We start from the raw sequence: 19,946 nt of genomic DNA, 5'->3' as shown, positions 1-19,946 counted from the left end.
ATGTTGACCGAAGCACATGCCGAAGCACGCCGCCGCGGTATCGGCGGATCGGACGTGGCCGCGATCGCGGGCCTGTCGCCCTGGCGCTCGGCCCTGGATGTCTACTACGACAAGACCGAGGGCAGCCCGCAGGAAGAGAACGACGCGATGCACTGGGGCTCGATCCTCGAGGAGCCCGTCGCCGCCGAGTATGCCCGCGTGACGGGGCACAAGATCCGGCGCGTCAACAGTGTGCTCGAGCATCCGGAGCACCCCTTCATGCTCGCGAGCCTCGATCGGCGCATCGTCGCCCACCCGGATGGACCGGGCGTGCTCGAGATCAAGACGACCCTGAGACGCACGGACGACTGGGGCGAGCCGGGCACGGACGCGGTTCCCGATTACTACGCGCTCCAGGTGCATCAGTACCTCACGATCACCGGGCACACCTGGGCCGACCTGGCCGTGCTCTTCCTCGCCGAGCGGCGCTTCGAGATCTACCGCCTCGGCGCAGACCCGGAGATCTCCGCCTGGCTGATCGCGCTGGAGCGGCGCTTCTGGACCGAGCACGTCGAACCGCGCATCCCGCCCGAGCCGCAATCCCTTTCCGACCTGGCCCGCCGCTACCCGAAGGACAGCGGGGGGCGCATCGTCGCCGATGGCGAGCTGCTGGCCGCTCACGCGAATCTTCAGCAGGTCCGTGAAGAAATCAAAGGGCTCGAGTCCCGAAAGGACGCGCTCGAGGTGCAGCTCAAGCAGGCGATGGCGGAGGCGTCCGAGCTGGTCGGGGCGGATGGCAAGCCCATCGCGACCTGGAAGACCCAGGCGCGCAAGCGCCTCGATACCAAGGCGTTACGGGCGGCGCATCCCGAGATCGTCCAGCAATTCACGACCCAGGCCGAGAGCCGGGTCTTCAGACTCAAGTGAGGCAGCAGATGACAGCAGCACAGCAACAGATGGTCGCCAACCCGTTCGGCGCCCCCGCCACCCAGGGCGCCAGCAACGCGGTCGCTGCGTCCGAGCAGCACCGCAGCGAGGCCGAGATCCAGGCCGCGATGGTGATCGCCAAGCGATTCCCGCGCGATCCCGTGCAGGCCACCGACCGCATTCTCCAAGCCTGCACCCGTCCGGCCCTGGCCGAGGGGGCGCTCTACGCCTACCCGCGGGGCTCCGAGCTGGTGACGGGGCCGAGCATCCGCTTGGCCGAGGCGCTGGCGCAGGGCTGGGGCAATGTGCAGTTCGGCGTGCGTGAGCTCTCGCAGTCGCGCGGGGAATCGACGGTGGAAGCCTTCGCGTGGGATCTCGAGACCAACACTCGGCAGGTGAAGGTCTTCCAGGTCGCTCATGTGCGCCATACCCGCCGCGGTCAGTTCAAGCTCGAAGACCCGCGCGATGTCTATGAGCTGGTGGCCAACCAAGGGGCACGTCGGCTGCGTGCCTGCATCCTCGGCATTCTCCCCGGCGATCTGGTGGAGGCCGCGGTCAAACAGTGCGAGCTGACCCAGGCCAACGCGGGCGGCGCCACCGAGGAGCAGGTCAAGCAGCTCGTTGAAGCTTTCGCCAAGATCGGCGTCACCCAAGAGCAGATCACCAAGTTCCTCGGGCACCGGCTCGATTCCGTCATCGGCGCCGAGGTCATCCGGCTGCGCAAGGTCTTCACCAGCATCCGCGACGGTATGGCCAAGCCGGGCGACTTCTTCCCGGTCGAGGAGAAGGCACAGGCAGACGGCGCTCAGACGCTCAAGGACAAGCTGAAGGCGAAGGCCGGCGACACGGGCAAGCCGGCTGAGACCGAGGACAAGGCGACGTGAGCCGATCGCAGCGCACCAAGGGCTCGGCAGGCGAGCGCGAAGCCTGCCGGGCGCTGCATGACCTGCTTGGCGTCCGGCTGGTGCGCAACCTCGAGCAGTCGCGCCGGGGCGGTCATGACCTGATCGTCCATCCCGACGAGCACGGCCCGGTCGCCGATGCTCTGCGCGGCTTCGCCCCTGAGATCAAGCGCCACGCACGCGCAACGGCCGGGCTCCTGGCCGAGTGGTGGCGGCAGGCCGTGGAGCAGGCCGACCAGGCCGGGCTGGTGCCGGTTCTGATCTTCCGCGAGGACCGCGGGAGCTGGCGCGCACGTCTGCCACTGGCGACGCTGCGGCCCGATCTGCCGAAGATCTGGACGGGGCTCGACTTCACCGCTGAGCTGTCGCTACCTGGCTTCGCGGCCGTGGTGCGGGAGACTGAGGCCGTCATCCAACAAAACGCATTAGTGGAACCCGACTCGGTTGAGCCCTGACACTGGCGCTCGCGTAGACACGGCACCTGCAAGGAGGTCTTCCATGAAATCGAGATACGAGATCGTTGTCGTGAGCGGCACCGAGATCACGGTGGATGTCTCGCTGCTCGCGCAGACGGAGGAGATGTACTTCAACGCAACGGAGATGGCCAAAGTGTTTGGGAAGAGGCCCAACGACTGGCTCAGTCTTCCCGACACCAAAGCGTACATCGACGCTCTCGTTACCGAAAACGCTGGTAACGGTGACGAGATCAGCCAGCCGACTATTACCGGAAAATCTGGTAATAGCCAGCATCTCATCCTCACCAAGCGAGGATCGAAGTATGGCGGGACTTGGCTTCACGCTGATCTCGGGATCGCCTTCGCCCGCTGGCTGAGCCCTGTCTTCGCCGTTCGGCTGGACAAGTGGACCAAGGCCAGGTTGAGCCAGGAGCGCGACTGGCGACAGAAGCGCATCGAGGCCAAGACCGGGTTCCTGCCGATGACCAACGCAGTCCTGAACGCCCATGACCCGGTGAAGCACTATCACTTCTCGAACGAGGCCGACCTAATCAACAGGATCGTACTGGGGATGTCCGCTAAGGACTACCGGGAGGAGCGCGGCGTTGCGTCGGTGCGCGACGCACTCGACGCGGTGCAGCTTCACGAGATCAATCGGCTCCAGATCATCAATACCGGACTGATCGAGGTCGGTATGGACTTTCAGGAGCGCAAGGCGAAGCTGATCGAATGCCATCGACGCGGGCTTACTCGGCTTGCGCAGGCAGCTTGACGCGCATGACGACCCCGACCCTCGAAGCGCTGGCGCTCGCCGAGAGCCTGGCCGCAAGCCCGACCCTGCGTACCCTGAAGGCCCTCGCCCAGGGAATGCCGATCGACTGCACCGAGGTCGAGGCGATCAAGGATGGCGTCGCGGCCGTGCTGCCCGATGTGCTGGAGGCACTGGACGCGCGACGGATCACCTTCACGGATGCCGACGACAAGGCCATGCTCCACGGGCTGCTTCTCTTCGCGGTGCAGTTGCTCATGGAGGGGCAGCTTGGCCGCTACGAAGCGCGGCTCAAGGCGCACTAGGGCCGAGTGAGCGAGGGAATCTAGACAGCATCTAGCCATGTTCTAGATCGGATCTAGAATCTTGCTAGAATATATCTAGATTCTAGCTAGATCGGAGCGAGATCATGGCCGAGCAGATCGCCTTGAGGTTCCCGGACGGCACGAAGGCCCGCATCAAGGCGTTGGCGCGCGACGGCGAGACGCAGACGGCGCTCATTCTGCGGGCGCTCGATGCGCTGGAAGGACAGGCAGACAAGCCCGCTCCCGATGTGGACGACGGGTATCAGCGCCAGCTCGATGCCCTGGAGGCGCGTGTGGAAGCCCTGGAGGCCGACCGCTCACCGGCTCAGGACGAGACCGCCTCTGGCGCCGACTACACGGAGTCCGCCCGCTTCATGGCGCTGGGGATGCAGGCGCAAGGCTGCTCACCGGCCGAGATCCGCGCCGCGCTGACGAAGGTCTGCGGCAAATCACCCTCGCCGAAGCACCTAGCGCGGACCCTGCGGAGATGGTCGGGACAGGGCGAAAGCGACGGCTGATAGACTTTCAACCAGGCGGAGCTGATCGAAACAGGTTTGAACAGTGGCTTTCAAGAAGGGGCAGAGCGGCAATCCCAAGGGCCGACCGAAGGGCATCGTCTGTCAGGCAAAGCTGCGGGCGGCCATCCTCAAGGACATCCCCGACATCATCGAAACCTTGGTGAAGGCTGCGAAGGACGGCGACACTCAGGCCGCGAAGCTCCTGATGGACCGCAGTATCCCCGCGATCAAGCCGACGAGCGAGCCGACCACGTTCAAGATGGGCGAGACCTTGGCCGAGTCCGGTCAAGCAATCCTCGAGGCCGTCGCCACCGGCAAGATGAGTACGGATCAGGGGACCGCTCTGATGCAGGCATTGGCGGGGCTGGCGCGCGTGACCGAGGTCACGGAGCTGGAGCAGCGTATCGCCGCCTTGGAGCAGGCCACACCGAAGGAGACGCCGACACCATGAGCACCCTGAAGGCCCGGCTCATCAAGCTCGAGCGCAACGGCCGGCCGGTCAACGAGCGCCAGCTCCTACAGATTCAGCAGGAGGCCCTTGGCGAACTGCCTGAAGCGCAGCAAGACGCCTTCGCGTCGCTGGTGGATGCCTACCTCGCATTGGAGCCGACCACGCGCAGTACGGCCGCGCTCTGGGATGCCATCCTCGCCCGGCCCCAGGCCGAGCGTGATGCACTGGCCGCGCTGCATACGCGCTGCAAGGCGCGCGAGATCGCGGTCGGGGCTCGAGGATGAGCAGCCTCGACACCCGTCTGAAGAAGCTGGAGCGCCAGCTCCGACCCGGAACCACGCTGGTGGTGATGACCGCGCCCGGCGAGACCATCGACCAGGCTACCGAGCGCACCTGCCAGGCATGGGGACGGCCGGCCGAGAGCTTCCGGATTCTGATTGGGCTCAACCTGCACGGCCGGCCCGGGGTATGAGCGAGACCGCGAGACGAGACAACGGAAACCGCAGCCGATTGCGCACCGACAGGAGAAACCGACCGCGCCAGCAGGAGGCGACGAAGGACAGGCAGGAAGGCGTTACGTGGAGAGCCGGGCATTGCCAGAACACAGGGCAGGGTCTAGGCTGAAAGCCGTTCCCCGAGGTGAAGCAACACCTCGAGGACAAAGCAGAGACCGCGCCAACGGCTCCGCACCGGCAGGACAGATTCTAGCATCACGCCCCAGGCCCTCGCCCGAGGTCCGTCTGGCTTGCCCTTGCCCCGTCTGAACGCGGTCGGTCCCACATCTCACATGAGGATCGATCCATGTCCCAGGCCATTCTCCAAGAAAACGGCACCTATCGCTTCGATGCAGCCATAGCCGATAGCACTATCGATAATGCCGAGACTGCGCACACGAACTTCGAGCCCATCCGGCGTGCCGCACTCCTCGTGCTAGAGCGCAGTTACGAGCAACTCGCCCAACCGCTGCGTGACAGCAACGAGGCTGGCTCTGCATTGCTCAATCTCTACGCCGAAATCGACAAGTACCTGAAGTGGCGCCAAAGCGAAACGGAACTCCTTGAGTCAGCACATGCACGCCTACTGCTCGTGCTCTCCCAGGAAGCCGAAGGGATCGAATCTGCCGAATCTGATGTACAGGCGACGGAGATGAGTTCATGAACGTCAAACCGCCGATCAATCCCCTGTTCGATCCATCCGAAGACGGACTCGCCCATACCCTGAGCAACGTGTCGGCCGTGATGCGCCTCCTGGAGCATGCCGACTTGACGCCGATCACTGAGGATGGATTCTGCGGTCTCTCCCTGATCCACCGGACCGTCGCCGATGCCCTAGAGGCCGCGGCCGAGCAAGCCGACCGGCAGCAGCGCAAGGACCCGGCCGGTAAAGGACGAGTGCCGATCGATATGGACTTGGCGCCCGAGATTTTCGAGAAGCTCAGGGTGATCGCCGAGGCGAACGACAAGCCACTCGACGAGCAGGCGCTAGAGATCATCCTCGAGCAGTGGAAGGAGCGCAGGAAGCCTCGACTTGTGACCTGAGGCAGATCCCAGCCAAGGATGGCGACCCGCCCGAGACCCGCTCGCGTGGCGGAATGGAAGTGCGCAGGGCCTCTTTGGAGATTACACTCGGGGGCGAGTGCCTGCCCCTGGGCTTGGTTCACGGGACTCAGGTTGGGATTCCCAACGACAAGAGCGCGAAGACAGCCGCCTACGCATGTTGCGCAGGCGGCTTTTCTATCGGTCAACTTTTGCTTCAGGTACTCACCAGCATGAACGACCTACAGATCGACCCCGCAACTGTCCTCGAGTTCATCAAGGCGGATGCCAGCTTGGACCAGAACAGTGACGATGCCGGCGACAAGCGAGGGATCGCGATGTCTGAGCTTGTCTGCGAGATCTCGGATGCTTTGAGTTCGCGTGGGAATGCCGAGCAGTCGGACATGGACGGTTCTTTCATCTCTCCTTTTGACGTGGACGTGACCACCGAAGGCTTCATCGTTCGTGTTCGATCGTGGACAGGTCCGCACGTAGACCTTGTCGTTTACCAAGATGGCAAGGTAACCGGCACAGCCTAGCTCGTCCCGCTTGGCTCTCGTAAAAGACCCGCCTGCGTGGCGGGTTGGATGTCATGATCCGTGACACGTCCGGGCTCGCCGGACGTGCTAGGCTTTACCCGCAATCCCCGCGAGGGCATCTGTTCCGAATCCCCTAGAGGGCTCCTATCAGGCAACTGGAGCAGAGCTATGTCAGACCATGCCCGCACGATTCAACGGCTCGAGAGCCGCTATGCAGAGATCCGTGGGCAACAAGACCGACTGTGGCGTGAGCGCGCGCTATGGCGAGTATGGCGACCTGGAACTCACACCAGCCGGCAAGCGCAGAATGAACGAGCTGGTGCACGAGATCCGACAGGTGGAGCAATCTTTAGATGCTGCGTACCGAATGCCCGCCTGAGCATTCCCGTCACTGACGACATTGAGACCCGCCCGCGTGGCGGGTTTCTTGTGTCCAAGGCCCGCCCCACCCAACCGGACAACCCTTTCCAATTCCGTCAGTGACGCTAATCTCTAAGTATCGTCACTGACAGGAATGCCCCCATGCGCGAGCCCAAGAAGCGCGGTCGCAAGTCAACCGGCAAGGCCCTGACCGGTGCCGAGCGCCAGCGTCGCTACATGGAGCGCCTGAAGGCTGGCGCCAATGGCGTCACTGACGCGAATCGAGTCGAGGCACTGGAACGGGAATTGGCCGAAGCCAAGGCCCTGATCGACCGGCTGGAGCGGGAGAAGGCCGTTCTCCTCGAGGAGCTGGAGGCGAGACCGCGGGCGCCCGGTGAGCCGGTCGAGCCGGACCCGGCGCTAGAGGCCGAGTTCAGAGAGTGGCTTGCGGCTGGCTGCCCGGATGATCTGCGGGAGCTGGAACGAAGGCGTCAGTGACGAGATTTCAGACCCGCCCTTGTGGCGGGTTTTTTGTCTCTGAAGGATTGGATTTGGGATCCAGCCCTGCAACATCGCTCAATCGGCACTTGTCACCTATAGCGTCACCTAAAACGCCATACGGCAAAGAAAAAGGGCCTAGCCGTTAAGCTAAGCCCTTGTTTTCTATGGAGCTGGCGGACGGATTCGAACCCCCGACCTGCTGATTACAAATCAGCTGCTCTACCAACTGAGCTACGCCAGCGTGATGTGGGACGAGGCCGGCACGGTAAGTCCGGTGTCCTCGCAGGAGGCGAAGTATAGCGTCCTGCGCCTTTCGCGCTCAACTGCCTAATTCGGCCTCGATGCTTGCGGACGCGCCTTTACTGTGGGGCGCGCTGACCATAGTCTCGGGTGTCTGGAGCAAATTCCCGACTTGAGGATATCGCATGAGCCTCCTTCAGCCCGCTCAGATGGCGTTCGATGATCCTGGCCTCGCCACCAGACGCGCCGAGCTGGTCGCAACGTTGCGTGCCTTTTTGCCCGAGGACGCCGTGCTGGAGCGGCGGGAGGAGGTACAGCCCTACGAGTGCGATGGACTCTCCGCTTACCGACAGCTGCCGCTGCTAGTCGTGCTACCGCGCACGGTGGAGGAAGTTCGGCGCGTTCTCAAGACCTGCTACGAGCGAGAGGTGCCCGTGGTTGCGCGCGGTGCCGGAACGGGACTCTCGGGCGGCGCACTGCCTCTGGGTGACGGCATCGTGTTGAGCTTGGCGCGTTTCAATCAGATCCTCGAGCTGGATCCGGTTGCGCGAACGGCGCGCGTGCAGCCCGGTGTGCGCAACTTGGCCATCACGGAAGCGGCCATGATGCATGGGCTCTACTATGCACCCGACCCGTCCAGTCAGATCGCCTGCACCATTGGGGGCAATGTGGCCGAGAACTCCGGCGGCGTGCATTGCCTGAAGTACGGGCTCACCGTGCATAACGTCCTGGCGGTGACCTTCGTCACCATGGAGGGCGAGCTGGTACAGCTGGGCTCGGAGGCGCTCGACGCGGCAGGCTACGACCTGCTCGCGCTCTACATCGGCTCCGAAGGCATGCTGGGTGTGACGGTCGAGGTCACGGTGAAACTGCTTCCCGTGCCGGAGCGCGCCCAGGCGCTGCTAGCGGCCTATGACGACGTCGAGAAGGCAGGCCTGGCCGTCGGGGAGATCATTGCGGCCGGTATCATCCCGGCGGGGCTCGAGATGATGGACGGACCGGCCATCCAGGCGGCCGAGGACTTTGTGCATGCCGGTTATCCCACGGATGCGGCGGCCATCCTGCTCTGTGAGCTGGATGGGACCAATCAGGAAGTCTCGGAGCAGATCATGCAAGTGCGCGAGCTTCTGCTCGCGAGCGGCGCGACCGAGGTGCGGACCTCTCAGAACGACGCCGAGCGCATTCGCTTCTGGCAGGGCCGCAAGTCGGCATTTCCGGCGGTCGGGCGGATCTCCCCGGACTACTACTGCATGGACGGCACCATTCCAAGACGCGCCCTCCCTGAAGTCCTGAAGCGCACCGCGGAGCTGTCGAAGGAGTACGACCTCCGCGTCGCCAACGTCTTTCACGCGGGCGACGGCAACATGCATCCATTGATCCTCTTCGACGCCAACAAGCCGGGCGAGCTGGAGCGCACCGAGGAGCTGGGCGGGCGCATCCTGGAGCTCTGCGTCGAGGTCGGCGGCACCATCACGGGCGAGCACGGCGTCGGCATCGAGAAGATCAATCAGATGTGTGTCCAGTTCTCGCCGGAGGAGCTGCGCCAGTTCCATGCCGTGAAGGAGGCGTTCGACCCCAGGTCGCTGCTCAATCCGGGCAAGGGGGTGCCGACGCCGCGACGCTGCTCGGAGTACCGCCAGCTCCCGGACCGCGCGCACCGGCACTGACCCGCCCTCCCCGCGCCAACCGGCTGCGCGCCCCTCCAGCGCCTGCCAGTCTGGACGCGCCGCGGTGGCGCGTCTCTATCCGAGCTGCGGTGCCGACGCGGTCGAGGTTAGGATGTTGGCCGCCATCCATCCCCTCCGAGCCAGATTCCGATGACCGACCCAGACCGACTGATCAGCCCAGACGCCGCGACCGACGACCAAACCCTGGACCGAGCCATCCGGCCGCGGCGACTCGAGGACTATGTGGGGCAGCCGGCGGTGCGCGAGCAGATGGAGATCTTCATCGGTGCGGCACGGGCGCGCGGCGAGGCGCTGGATCACGTGCTGATCTTCGGCCCGCCCGGGCTGGGCAAGACCACCCTCTCGCACATCATCGCCCATGAAATGCAGGTCAACCTGCGCCAGACGTCCGGCCCAGTGCTCGAGAAGCCCGGCGACCTGGCGGCCCTGCTGACCAACCTAGAGTCCGGGGACGTGCTCTTCGTCGACGAGATCCATCGCCTGAGCCCGGTCGTCGAAGAGGTCCTCTATCCAGCCATGGAGGACTTCCAGCTCGACATCATGATCGGCGAAGGACCGGCCGCGCGGTCCATCAAGCTGGATATCCCGCCTTTCACGCTGGTCGGTGCGACCACGCGCGCCGGCCTGCTCACCTCGCCGCTGCGCGATCGCTTCGGCATCGTCCAGCGGCTGGAGTACTACTCGGCCGAGGACCTCACGCACATCGTGCGGCGCTCGGCCCAAATCCTCGCCATCGAGACCGAGACCAGCGGCGCGGCGGAGATCGCACGCCGCTCGCGTGGCACCCCGCGCATCGCCAACCGGCTGCTGCGGCGGGTGCGCGACTATGCCCAGGTGAAGGCCAACGGCTGCATCACGGCGGAGGTGGCCGACAAGGCCCTCTCGATGCTGAAGGTCGATGCCCAGGGCTTCGACCACATGGACAGGCGCCTGCTGGAGGCGGTGATCGACAAGTTCGACGGTGGCCCCGTCGGGGTCGAGAGTCTGGCGGCCGCCATCGGCGAGGAGCGCGGGACCATCGAGGACGTGGTCGAGCCCTTTCTCATCCAGCAGGGCTACCTGATGCGCACGCCGCGGGGCCGCATGGCCACGCAGTCCGCCTATCAGCACTTCGGGCTCAAACGGCCCGGCGCGACGGCGAACGGCGCGACCGCAGATCTCTTCGACGCGACGGGCAACTGAGCTCGAGGTCTTCGAAACCGGCTGCCGCCGCCGCAGGCGCATAGATCGACTTCAGGCCCCGATCGCAACCCGCAGATCGGCCTGCGGATCATCCCCCGTCAAACGTAGATCGAACCGCTCTTGCAGAATCTTGAAGACGTTCGGGCTCACGAACCCGGGCGGATTCGGACCGAGCGTGATGCCCGTGACGCCAAGGCTCAGGAGCGTCAGCAGCACAGCGACGGCCTTCTGCTCGAACCAGCTGATGACCAAGGTCAGCGGCAAATCGTTCACGCCGCAGTCGAAGGCCTTGGCCAAAGCGACGGCGACTGAGATGGCGCCATAGGCATCATTGCATTGTCCCATGTCCATCAGGCGCGGCAGGCCAAGGTGCTCGCCGTAGTCGTGATCGCGAATGCGGTACTTGCCGCAGCCCAGGGTCAGGATGAAGGAGTCCGCCGGCGTGCTCTGGGCATAGTCGCTGAAGTAGTTGCGCCCCTTCTCCGCGCCGTCGCAGCCGCCGATGACGAAGAAGTGACTGATCTTTCCCGCCTTGACGGCGTCCACGATGGTCTGCGCCTGATCCAGCAGCACGCTGCGGTGGAAGCCGATCGTGGACTCGCCGAGGATCTTCTCCTCGCAGGGCTCGCAGCGGCGCGCCTCTTCGATCACCGGCCTGAAATCGTCGTCGAGCAGGCACTGACTGCCCGGAACCGCGGTCGCCCGCATGGTGAAGAGCCGTCCCTTGTAGCTGTCCGGCGGGATGAGCACGCAGTTGGTCGTGCCGACGACGGGGCCGGGAAAGACCGCGAATTCCTTCTTCTGATCTTGCCAGGCCCCGCCGTAGTGGCCCGCCAGATTGGGATGCTCGCGCAGCTTCGGATACATGTGCGCGGGGAGCATCTCGCCGTGGGTATAGACCTTGATATCCGTACCTTCCCCCTGCCGGAGCAGATTCCAGAGGTCGACGAGATCATGGCCGGTGATGAGGATGCCGGGTCCGGCTCGCGTCCCCTCCTGCACCTGGGTCGGCGATGGCTTGCCAAAGGTCTCGACATGGCCGGCGTCGAGCAGCTCCATCACGCGCAGATTCATCTCGCCGCATTTGAGGCAATAGGCCAAGAGGCTCTCGGCGTCGAAATTCACGTTCGTCATGGTGGCGAACAAGGCTTCTTCGATGAAAGCCGAGACGTCCTCGTCATACTTGCCCATGCGTCGCGCGTGGTGCGCGTAGGCCGCCATCCCCTTGAGGCCGTAGAGCAAGATCTCTTGCAGGGACTGGATATCGGCATCCTTCCCGCAAACGCCGGGAGAGTTGACGCAGGCGGTTTGACGAAAGGTTTGCTCACACTGGTTGCAGAACATGGCGACCTCGGGGAATTCGGATGTTGAAGCCTGAGGCAGCGACCTGCATCCGGGCCCTAGTCCGCTGCCAGGTCGCTGCACGGGCGGCAGTCTCGCGACATGACGGGCGTCGGGCCTTGACTGAGGTCAAGGCCCTCAAGTGGCGCGCGGCGGCTTCGCGATGAGCCGATGGCACCGCCAGGCGTCCGCTCGAGCCGAAGGGTGGAGACCTATTCAGAGATCCGATTGCGCGGCTCGCCTGCACGGCGTCTGGAAGGCAGGCAATCTCCCGATCGCAACGGCTATACTGGCCGCTTTCGAAGCCATCGCGGCAATTTGGGAAGTGTCCGTCCACTGCCTCCCGCTGTTATGGTCACAAAGCTCCTGCTTCGTGACCTCGGCGACGAAGCGCTGCTTCACGACGCCGAGCACTTCCGGCCCCTGCACCAGGCCGAAAGCAGGGCTTCTCCTCAGACTCGCGAAGCGGAGCTTCGTCTCGCGGGTGACGCAGCTGGAGCTGCGTCACCAGAGACCCAAATCGGGAAACAAGACATGGACAGCTCCTTGGTGAAAGGCGCGGCGCACTCGTGAACGCTCAGCACATCCGGCAGGGCCTTCGCTCGGCAGACCACGCCCGCAGTCTCGCGGGGCCAAACCGTAAAGAGATTCCGCGTCCGTCGGGCTGAGGCACCATCCCCAACCTAGCCAGTGTCCCAGGGCTTCAAATACTTGGATCTCCCAGGCCGGCGCGATCGAGGATCGGACAGCATTTTCAGGGTGCGCCCGAGTCCACTCGCCGCCTCAATACCGCTCACCCTCGCAGCAAAAGGGCGCGCTCTCACATGGAGCTAACCAACCAGATCATCCTCATCGGCGCCGCCGTGCTGCTCATCAGCGTGCTGGCAAGCGTGGTGACGAGCCGCCTCGGCGCACCCTTGCTCCTGGTCTTTCTGGTCATCGGGATGCTGCTCGGCGTCGACGGCCCCGGCGGCATCCAGTTCCACGACGTCCAGCTCGCCCACCTGCTCGGCAGCTTGGCGCTCGCGATCATCCTGTTCGACGGTGGTCTGGCGACACCCTATAAGGACTTCCGGGTCGGACTGAGACCGGCGCTCGGCCTGGCAACCATTGGCGTCGGCATGACGGCAGGCATCACGGGCTTCTTCGCCGCCTGGTTGCTTGGGCTCACGTGGATGCAGGGGCTGCTGCTCGGCGCCATCGTTGGATCGACAGATGCCGCGGCCGTCTTTTCGGTCCTGCGCTCGCAAGGACTGGAGCTCAAGCAGCGCGTCGGTGCAACGCTCGAGATCGAGTCCGGCAGCAACGATCCCATGGCCGTCTTCCTCACCGTGGTGCTCATCGAGCTGCTGCTCGGGGATGCAGGCAATCCCGGCCTGTTCATTCTGAAGGAGCTTGTGTACCAAATGGGTCTAGGGGCCCTGATCGGCATCGCGGGTGGCTTCGGGATCGTCTGGCTGATCAACCGACTCGAGATGTCGCCCGGCCTCTATCCGCTCGCGGCGATGGCGGGGGGGCTCGGCTTGTTCGGAATCACGGCGGTACTGGATGGCAGCGGCTTCCTCGCCATCTACCTGGCCGGACTCGTGATCGGCAATCGTCCGCTGCAGCAACGCGTGGAGATCACACGCTTTCATGACGGAATCGCCCGTCTGGCACAGATCGGAATGTTCTTGATGCTGGGGCTGCTCGTCACACCCTCAGAGCTGCTGCCCGTAGCGGACGATGCTCTGCTGATCGCCGGCGTTCTCATCCTGGCCGCACGCCCCATTGCGGTCTGGCTATGCTTGCTGCCCTTTCGCTTTCCCTGGCGCGAGCAGGTCTTCGTCGGCTGGGTCGGACTGCGCGGCGCCGTGCCCATCATCCTGGCGCTCTTCCCCCTGCTCGCCGGCCTGGAAGAGGCGCAGATCTACTTCAACATCGTCTTCTTCGTGGTCCTGGTATCCCTGCTCATCCAAGGCTGGACCGTCGCCGCGCTCGCCCGTGTGCTGAAGCTCGAGCTGCCACCCTCGACACATTTGGTGCAACGGGTCGAGCTGGACATCCCAGGCCAGCGCGAGCTGGAGCTGGTCGGTTATCGGCTTGCCGAGAACGCGCCCATCATCACGGAGAGGCACGTTGAGCCGCACCTGCCAACCGATACGCGCCTGGTCGCCGTGGTGCGCAACCAGCACCTTCTAGACGATCTCATTCCTCTCGATCCGAAGCCAGGCGATCACCTCTATCTGATCGCGGACCCCAAGCACATCCCAGAGCTAGACCGACTCTTCGTGCCAGAGCCCGCGTCGGAGCGCCTGACAGAGCTTGCCGTCTTTGGCGAGTTCGTCCTCAAGGGCGACGCCAAGCTCGGCAGCCTATGCGCCGTCTATGGGATGAGCCTGCCCGACTTGGACTCGAATCTCACCTTGGACGCCCTCATCCGAGGTCAGCTCAATGCCCACCCGGTCGTCGGCGACCGCATCCAGCTCGAGAGCATCGCACTTGTCGTCAAGGCAGAGGACGACGACATGGTGACGCAAGTGGGCCTCAAGCTGCCGCGATAGCGCCATCTAGCCGTTTAGAATCGGCCAATCAATGACTTCCATCCGTACCCCTGGTGGCGGCGCTGACGTGCCTGCGCATGGGGATCGGCCGGTGCCGCTCGCGCGGGCCTCGATCATCGAGCCAGCCGTTGGACAAGCGAGCGCGAAGGTTACCGGAGCCATCGCAGAGGAAACGACGCGACGATCACCGCAGGATCGTCACAAGACCCATTGCCCGGTCAATGAACGAGGCAAGGGTCAACTGACAAACAATCGACTGAGCCTATGAGGATCCGCTCTAAGGCGGTGCAATGAAGCAAGTGTTGCCAAAATAGCACACCCGAAAACCATGCTTTGAGTGGCTATTTTTCAAGTCGCTGTTTCTTAGACATAAAAGCCCAGCCACAGTCAACCGCGGGAAGAATTTTGAGGTATATAAGGGACATCCATTATCGACATTCAAGCCGCTCCGGTTCATCCTTGATCCTGGAGTGATTCGCGAATCGGCACGGCCTCTGCGACTGGGCCGATCTGGTCGCCAGGCTGGCGTATTGCCGACCCAGGACAGCGAACTGAGATAACCAAAACCAATACCTCAGGGAACTACTAGAGAGTAAAGCCCATGTCAGATGCGCCCTTTGATCTGGTCGACGCCAAAGAGAGCTTTACGGACACAGACTGGTTCGAGACTTGCCGCAAGACTCAGACGCCCTATGTGGTCGTGCGCAGTGGCGAAGCCGTTGCCGATGTGCTTTGGGACTTCGTGACCCTGCCCGTCTGCTGTGATGCCAAAATCCGCGCGAGCTTCGCCACCTTGGAGCGAGAGGCGCGCGCCATCTTCGAGCGTTTCGCGGTAGCCGACTCCTATCTGCGCGTGAAGCCCACGATGATCTGCTTCGACCACCTGCCAGTCGACGACGCCAAACAGGCAGCGGATGCCCTCTATGCGCTCATCGCCTCCTACCTTCCAAGCCGGCAGCAGATCAGTCCGCCCTCCGAGCCCTCATCCGCGATGACCACCACCAAGGTGCACGCCATCAATCCCGGAAAGCAGACTCTGGTCGCCGGGTCCGATCGCAAGCTCTGGGTCGAGCACAACGACCCGGCCTCCAGCGCCGCCTGAGATCCTCCCGCATCGAAGTCGGCGCCGCTCCCGCTGCGGCGCCGACTGACCGATCACCTTCCTGACGACGCCGTCGGTGCCAAGGCACCCTCGCGATCCCCCGCTTCCCTCGGCTCGACCGCCGTTCAGACGAGCGAAGGCGCTGACTCAGGTGATTTCCGGAAATCACCTCAGCGTCTTTTCCGCTTCCGCCAAGAGCACTATATAAAGCACCACAAGACAAGCAGGCACACAATATATGGTGCGGAAAGGCTTGGACGACAGCGCTCGATACCCTACACTCTCGACTGGTGACAGACGCTCGTCGCCACAGACAGCGCATCGCTCGCCAATAAGAACGCGGACGTCGGTTGACGCTACCCGACAGCCGAGCACGTCAATAAATCACCAAGACCAGACTCTCTCCAGCAACCCCAACGCGAGGACGCCATCATGCTGAACTGGGACGACCCTCTCGCGGGCGCAAGCCCTAGCAACAACCGCCAGGCAGCGAGCGAGCCAGTGCCAGATCACCTTGGCGAAGCGCCAGCGCTCGAGCTGTGGGAGAGCAGTACCTCATCGCCCAGCCACCAGCGTCCGCATGCGACCGAGAGCCACGTCAGGCCGGGCCAAGGCATCGTCGGCAATGAGGCGCTGATGGCAACCGCGGGACATGCGCCCGTGGTCGATCCAGATCCCTTCGCCGCCTCGGACACGGCCCAGGAAGCCCTGCCCTTCGAGGATACGCTGGCCCCGACGCCGCCCAGGCAGCCCAAGGCCACAATGCCTGCTGGCGAGCACGACGCTGCCACCGCCGCCAGCGGCGGCGGCGCGACCGGCTTGGAAAGCCTGGAGCTCGGTGCCGGCCGCATTCAGGTCGATGACAAGAAGATCATCAACTGCCGCGCCGACCTCAATCAGCTCGTCCCCTTCAAGTACGATTGGGCCTGGCAAAAGTACCTGGACGCCTGCGCCAACCATTGGATGCCGCAAGAGATCAACATGAACGCGGACATCGCGCTCTGGAAGGATCCCGAGGGTCTCACCGAGGACGAGCGCACCATCATCAAACGCAACCTGGGCTTCTTTTCCACGGCGGACTCACTGGTCGCGAACAACCTCGTGCTCGCCGTGTATCGCCACATCACCAACCCCGAGTGCCGCCAGTATCTCCTGAGGCAGGCCTTCGAGGAGGCGCTCCACACCCACGCCTATCAGTATGTCGTGGAGAGCTTGGGCCTGGACGAGGGCGAGATCTTCAACATGTACCGCGAAGTGCCATCCATCGCGCGCAAGGCCGAGTGGGCGCTGCCCTACACCCAGTTCCTGGCCGACCCACACTTCGCAACCGGCACACCCGAGACCGACCAGAAGCTGTTGCGCGAGCTTGTCGCCTTCTATGTGATTTTCGAGGGCATCTTCTTCTATGTCGGCTTCGTGCAGGTACTGAGCATGGGCCGACGCAACAAGATGACCGGCACCGCCGAGCAGTTCCAGTACATCCTGCGTGATGAGTCGATGCACATGAATTTCGGCATCGACGTCATCAATCAGATCAAGATCGAGAATCCACACCTCTGGACCCCAGCCTTCAAGCAAGAGCTGATCGACATGATTCGCGAGGCGGTCGCCTTGGAGTCGCAGTACGCGCATGAAACCATGCCGCGCGGCGTGCTAGGATTGAACGCCCCGATGTTCGAGGAATATCTGCAGTTCATCGCCAACAGGCGCTGCGCCCAGATCGGCTTGCCGGAGCAGTACCCAGGCGTCGGCAACCCCTTCCCATGGATGTCGGAAGTTCTCGACCTAAAAAAGGAGAAGAATTTCTTCGAAACCCGGGTCACCGAGTATCAAACTGGCGGCGCGCTAAAGTGGGACTGAGCGGCTGGCCGTCGCCACTGCTCGGGTCCGTGAAGATGCCGAATCCTTCGCTACCGGACTGAGGCGATTTCCGAGAGTCTTCTTACCAAAGGCGATTCGATCACGCGCCATCGGGCAGGCATTGCGTGGGAGCACCGCCGCGGCGCGACGGATCAGCTCCGACCGCCTCAGTCGCGGCGGGGCGCCGCTCCCACGCATTGAGCGGCTGATCCGACCCGACGCCGCTCGGCCGAGCGATGAAGCCGGCGCCTCGACCTCCTCTCTGGCACAAGCTTCCTGGAAATCGCTCTTGTGGTCAGACTTGGCACTCTCGTCAACCTGCCTCTCGGCCTCTTGCTTGGCGATTCCGTCATGCGCCTGCATCTTGCCGACCATCCCTTGTCGATTGCCGTCAAGCTCCTCGATCTCGTCGTCAGTGAGCTCGCCCCATTTGGCACAAGCCGAGCCCTTGACCTGGCGCCACCTTCCCTTGACCCGAACCCTTTGCACCGCGGTCTGTCCTCTCGCAGTCCTGTCGGCGGAAACACCAGGCATCGCTCAGCAATCGGCCCTGCGGCGACGTTTGCCGTCAATGCCAGCCGGTCAGCCGACCGTTGCCGCCCGGACGGCCCCTGCGCACCTTAGGCCGGCTGTGCAGATCGAGATCGTCGGATCCTGCGAATCGCACCCTATAGATCCGCCTCGCCTGAGCGTGCGATTTACCAGAAGAACCTTGCCAAGCAAATGCGGACTTCTACTCGCTCGACATAATCCCGAAGTCCTCGCCGGATCGGCGCTCCGGGGTCATCTGCTGATGATTGGCAGGCGCACCTAGCCGCCCGAGGTGAAACGGCCCATATCGGGCATCGGCGCCTTGTGGTAGGTCGAGGAGGTCGAGACCGCGGTCCAGGTCCCGGCGCGGACGGCCTGTACTAGCTGCTCAGGAATGGACAACACCACGGCCACGCCGCCCTTCCGCAAGCGTTTTGGGTGCCAGGTGAACTGGACTGACAAGGTCTGGCCAGACTCGCAGTGAAGCGGCTGGAGCAACCGCCAGGGTGATGCCGAAGCCCGGCGGTCCTGTGTTCGGTCGGCTCCGGCCAGCCCGCGCCCTAGCTGCGCGTGATCCCAGACGAGATGACGGAGCGAGCGTCCGATAACCCCCTGATCGGGGCGATGGCTGGTAGCAAGCGGAGAGCATTGGCTTGACCGAGGAGCGCCCCCAGGGCGCTCCTCGCGCTGATGCCGTCAGTAGAGCGGCTTGATCTCGACACGGCGGTTGGCGGCACGGCCCGCTGCAGTCGAATTGTCGGCGATTGGCTGGCTCTCGCCATAACCGTTCGCGGCCAGCTGGCTTGGGGAGACGCCCAGGTCGATCAGGCGGCTACGCACGCGATTGGCCCGACGCTCGGAGAGGTCGAGATTGTAGGCGTCGCTCGCGTTGCTGTCGGTATGCCCGGCAACCTCGTATTGGGTATCCGGCATGGTCTTCAGCGTGGCGGCAGCCTCTTGCAGAATGCTATCGGCCGTCGCGTTGAGCCGGTCCGAGTCATTCGCGAAATTGACCCCCTCGAGCGTAAATGTCGGTGCTGGAGCCGGCGGTGGCGGCTCGTTCTTCGGCGCAGTGGAGCAGCCGGCAAGTATGAGCGTAGCAAGGATCCCCAATACAAGCCCAATGTGGGCAGAGCGTTCGGTCATGTTATTCTCCTTAGGTTTTCCAGACTGGCCGCAACCGATGATTCATGCACCAGAAGCAGGCCGCGATCCATTACATTGGAGCACGAATGGCTAAGTCAATTCTTTCCGGTGCCGCCTTGCATTCAGCTCGACTCATCATCGCCAGCGCAATTCTCACCTCAGCCCCAGTGTCATCGGCGGGCACGCTCAAAGCCATCGACGCGCCCTTAGTCGTCGCACCATTGGTGCCCGACTACGAGATCACCGATCAGGGCGGCGTGAGCCTCTCTATTTGCTACAACTGGTCCTGCGCCGAAACTGCTCGCGTCGAGATCACACCAGTAGAGACCGCGCGTGCTCTCCGCCAGGTCCGCGCCTGCCGCGGCGCTAGCATCCGCGAGCGATTGCAGCGCGTCCGGATCGGCATCTGGCAGATGGAGCTGCTGACGCGCAAGTACGTTCCCGTACTCGCCAATGACCTGGGCATCAACGACAAGGACGCGGGCCTGGAGGGGCGCACGGACTGCGTCGATAACGCCACCAACACCTCGACCTTTCTGGCAATCCTCAAGGATCTCGGCGCCTGGGATGACTGGCAGCTTGGTGAGCCAGTCGCGCGGGACAAATTCACCGTGGACGTACACTGGACAGCCACCCTCATCGACGCGTCGACCGGGGACACCTGGGCCATCGACTCTTGGTTCCGCCCCCATGGTCATCTGCCCTTCGTCTCCCCGATTCGCGATTGGAAGGCAGGACGCAAACCCTGGCTGCCCCCTTTGGACAAGCTAAACCTCTATCCGAGATCAGTCGGCACGCTGTGCGACTGATCGTCCCGAGCAGCCGGATACCCCTCGAAGCCGAGCCGCGCTCTAGCGGCAGCAGATCCGAGTGCTCTGCCCGAGGCCTCATGCGCTCAGGTGAGACCGAGCGATTCTGAGTAGGCCGGGCTTGGGCACGCAGTCGTGGAGTCGCCCCCCCCCCGGGGGGCCCACAAACACCCCGGCCCCGGGGGGGGGGCCCGGGCCCCCCCAAAGTTGGAACAATAACCGGGGGGTGGGGGGGGGGGGGGGGGGGGGGGGGGGGGGGGCGC

The 19,946-nt window shown here is 63.8% G+C and carries 24 protein-coding genes and 1 tRNA gene; 20 read left to right on the top strand and 5 right to left on the bottom strand.

The features are described 5' to 3' along the window. The 14 genes from G3446_RS19985 (at position 1) to G3446_RS19920 (ending at position 7,238) form a co-directional block, all read left to right on the top strand. The gene (locus tag G3446_RS19985) at positions 1-906 is read left to right on the top strand and encodes a YqaJ viral recombinase family nuclease (RefSeq protein WP_164454671.1); all 906 of its coding nucleotides are present in this window, start codon (positions 1-3) and stop codon (positions 904-906) included. Positions 907-914: 8 nt separating this feature from the next. After that, positions 915-1,790 (top strand): hypothetical protein, encoded by an 876-nt coding sequence (locus G3446_RS19980; protein WP_164454670.1) that lies wholly within the window; start codon positions 915-917, stop codon positions 1,788-1,790. Next, positions 1,787-2,263 (top strand): putative PDDEXK endonuclease, encoded by a 477-nt coding sequence (locus tag G3446_RS19975; protein ID WP_164454669.1) that lies wholly within the window; start codon positions 1,787-1,789, stop codon positions 2,261-2,263. Before G3446_RS19980 ends, G3446_RS19975 begins: the two co-directional genes overlap by 4 nt. A 70-nt stretch (positions 2,264-2,333) precedes the next feature. Then, positions 2,334-3,035, top strand: a complete 702-nt coding sequence (locus G3446_RS19970; RefSeq protein WP_164454668.1) for a KilA-N domain-containing protein — start codon at positions 2,334-2,336, stop codon at positions 3,033-3,035. A gap of 5 nt (positions 3,036-3,040) precedes the next feature. Next, positions 3,041-3,337 (top strand): hypothetical protein, encoded by a 297-nt coding sequence (locus tag G3446_RS19965; protein ID WP_164454667.1) that lies wholly within the window; start codon positions 3,041-3,043, stop codon positions 3,335-3,337. 104 nt (positions 3,338-3,441) lie between these two features. Next, the gene (locus tag G3446_RS19960; RefSeq protein WP_164454666.1) at positions 3,442-3,855 is read left to right on the top strand and encodes a hypothetical protein; all 414 of its coding nucleotides are present in this window, start codon (positions 3,442-3,444) and stop codon (positions 3,853-3,855) included. A 43-nt stretch (positions 3,856-3,898) separates the two neighbouring features. Next, positions 3,899-4,306 (top strand): DUF5681 domain-containing protein, encoded by a 408-nt coding sequence (locus tag G3446_RS19955; protein WP_164454665.1) that lies wholly within the window; start codon positions 3,899-3,901, stop codon positions 4,304-4,306. Continuing rightward, positions 4,303-4,590, top strand: a complete 288-nt coding sequence (locus G3446_RS19950; protein WP_164454664.1) for a hypothetical protein — start codon at positions 4,303-4,305, stop codon at positions 4,588-4,590. The genes G3446_RS19955 and G3446_RS19950 overlap by 4 nt, the downstream gene beginning before the upstream one ends. Beyond that, complete coding sequence (locus tag G3446_RS19945; protein WP_164454663.1) at positions 4,587-4,778, top strand: hypothetical protein; 192 nt, start codon at positions 4,587-4,589, stop codon at positions 4,776-4,778. Before G3446_RS19950 ends, G3446_RS19945 begins: the two co-directional genes overlap by 4 nt. Before the next feature lie 329 nt (positions 4,779-5,107). Further along, on the top strand, positions 5,108-5,464 hold the full coding sequence (locus tag G3446_RS19940; RefSeq protein ID WP_164454662.1) for a hypothetical protein: 357 nt from the start codon (positions 5,108-5,110) through the stop codon (positions 5,462-5,464). Next, positions 5,461-5,844, top strand: coding sequence for a hypothetical protein (locus G3446_RS19935; protein WP_164454661.1), 384 nt, complete (start codon positions 5,461-5,463; stop codon positions 5,842-5,844). Before G3446_RS19940 ends, G3446_RS19935 begins: the two co-directional genes overlap by 4 nt. A gap of 230 nt (positions 5,845-6,074) precedes the next feature. Next, positions 6,075-6,380 (top strand): hypothetical protein, encoded by a 306-nt coding sequence (locus G3446_RS19930; RefSeq protein WP_164454660.1) that lies wholly within the window; start codon positions 6,075-6,077, stop codon positions 6,378-6,380. Between the two features lie 223 nt (positions 6,381-6,603). Further along, positions 6,604-6,759 (top strand): hypothetical protein, encoded by a 156-nt coding sequence (locus tag G3446_RS19925; RefSeq protein ID WP_164454659.1) that lies wholly within the window; start codon positions 6,604-6,606, stop codon positions 6,757-6,759. 143 nt (positions 6,760-6,902) lie between these two features. Next, positions 6,903-7,238 (top strand): hypothetical protein, encoded by a 336-nt coding sequence (locus G3446_RS19920; RefSeq protein ID WP_164454647.1) that lies wholly within the window; start codon positions 6,903-6,905, stop codon positions 7,236-7,238. Positions 7,239-7,406: 168 nt separating this feature from the next. Here the strand turns inward: G3446_RS19920 and G3446_RS19915 are convergent. Then, a tRNA-Thr gene (locus G3446_RS19915) sits at positions 7,407-7,482 on the bottom strand. Positions 7,483-7,666: 184 nt separating this feature from the next. On the opposite strand from G3446_RS19915, the gene G3446_RS19910 reads away from it, so the two are divergent. Together G3446_RS19910 and ruvB are read left to right on the top strand one after the other, a co-directional pair. Continuing rightward, positions 7,667-9,148 carry an FAD-linked oxidase C-terminal domain-containing protein gene (locus G3446_RS19910; protein WP_164454658.1) on the top strand — a complete coding sequence of 494 codons (1,482 nt, stop codon included), beginning with the start codon at positions 7,667-7,669 and terminating at the stop codon, positions 9,146-9,148. 150 nt (positions 9,149-9,298) lie between these two features. Beyond that, positions 9,299-10,351 (top strand): Holliday junction branch migration DNA helicase RuvB, encoded by a 1,053-nt coding sequence (gene ruvB, locus G3446_RS19905; RefSeq protein WP_164454657.1) that lies wholly within the window; start codon positions 9,299-9,301, stop codon positions 10,349-10,351. A gap of 51 nt (positions 10,352-10,402) precedes the next feature. Here the strand turns inward: ruvB and hcp are convergent, their stop codons facing one another. Continuing rightward, positions 10,403-11,695: a hydroxylamine reductase gene (gene hcp, locus G3446_RS19900; protein WP_164454656.1), complete on the bottom strand. Its 1,293-nt coding sequence runs from the start codon at positions 11,693-11,695 to the stop codon at positions 10,403-10,405. An 821-nt stretch (positions 11,696-12,516) separates the two neighbouring features. On the opposite strand from hcp, the gene G3446_RS19895 reads away from it, so the two are divergent. The 3 genes from G3446_RS19895 to G3446_RS19885 all read left to right on the top strand — a co-directional run bounded on the left by G3446_RS19895 (position 12,517) and on the right by G3446_RS19885 (position 17,197). Further along, positions 12,517-14,235: a potassium/proton antiporter gene (locus G3446_RS19895; RefSeq protein ID WP_164454655.1), complete on the top strand. Its 1,719-nt coding sequence runs from the start codon at positions 12,517-12,519 to the stop codon at positions 14,233-14,235. Between the two features lie 601 nt (positions 14,236-14,836). Next, complete coding sequence (locus G3446_RS19890) at positions 14,837-15,337, top strand: hypothetical protein (RefSeq protein ID WP_164454654.1); 501 nt, start codon at positions 14,837-14,839, stop codon at positions 15,335-15,337. A gap of 432 nt (positions 15,338-15,769) precedes the next feature. Further along, a complete protein-coding gene (locus G3446_RS19885; RefSeq protein ID WP_164454653.1) occupies positions 15,770-17,197 on the top strand; it encodes a ribonucleotide-diphosphate reductase subunit beta in 1,428 nt (475 codons plus the stop codon). Here G3446_RS19885 and G3446_RS19880 read toward each other — a convergent pair. The 3 genes from G3446_RS19880 to G3446_RS19870 all read right to left on the bottom strand — a co-directional run bounded on the left by G3446_RS19880 (position 17,183) and on the right by G3446_RS19870 (position 18,874). After that, positions 17,183-17,731 carry a CsbD family protein gene (locus G3446_RS19880; protein ID WP_209262524.1) on the bottom strand — a complete coding sequence of 183 codons (549 nt, stop codon included), beginning with the start codon at positions 17,729-17,731 and terminating at the stop codon, positions 17,183-17,185. The two genes, G3446_RS19885 and G3446_RS19880, sit on opposite strands and share 15 nt — an antisense overlap. A gap of 276 nt (positions 17,732-18,007) precedes the next feature. Next, a complete protein-coding gene (locus G3446_RS19875; protein ID WP_164454651.1) occupies positions 18,008-18,190 on the bottom strand; it encodes a hypothetical protein in 183 nt (60 codons plus the stop codon). A 234-nt stretch (positions 18,191-18,424) separates the two neighbouring features. After that, positions 18,425-18,874 (bottom strand): OmpA family protein, encoded by a 450-nt coding sequence (locus G3446_RS19870; protein ID WP_164454650.1) that lies wholly within the window; start codon positions 18,872-18,874, stop codon positions 18,425-18,427. Positions 18,875-18,960: 86 nt separating this feature from the next. Between G3446_RS19870 and G3446_RS19865 the strand changes: the two genes are divergently transcribed. Next, positions 18,961-19,683 (top strand): hypothetical protein, encoded by a 723-nt coding sequence (locus G3446_RS19865; protein WP_164454649.1) that lies wholly within the window; start codon positions 18,961-18,963, stop codon positions 19,681-19,683. Positions 19,684-19,946 lie beyond the last annotated feature (263 nt).

This window comes from Thiorhodococcus minor (assembly GCF_010820565.1).
GTDB classification, from domain to species: domain Bacteria; phylum Pseudomonadota; class Gammaproteobacteria; order Chromatiales; family Chromatiaceae; genus Thiorhodococcus; species Thiorhodococcus minor.
Note: the sequence above shows the minus strand (reverse complement) of the source record. Positions and strands in the feature narration are given on the sequence as shown.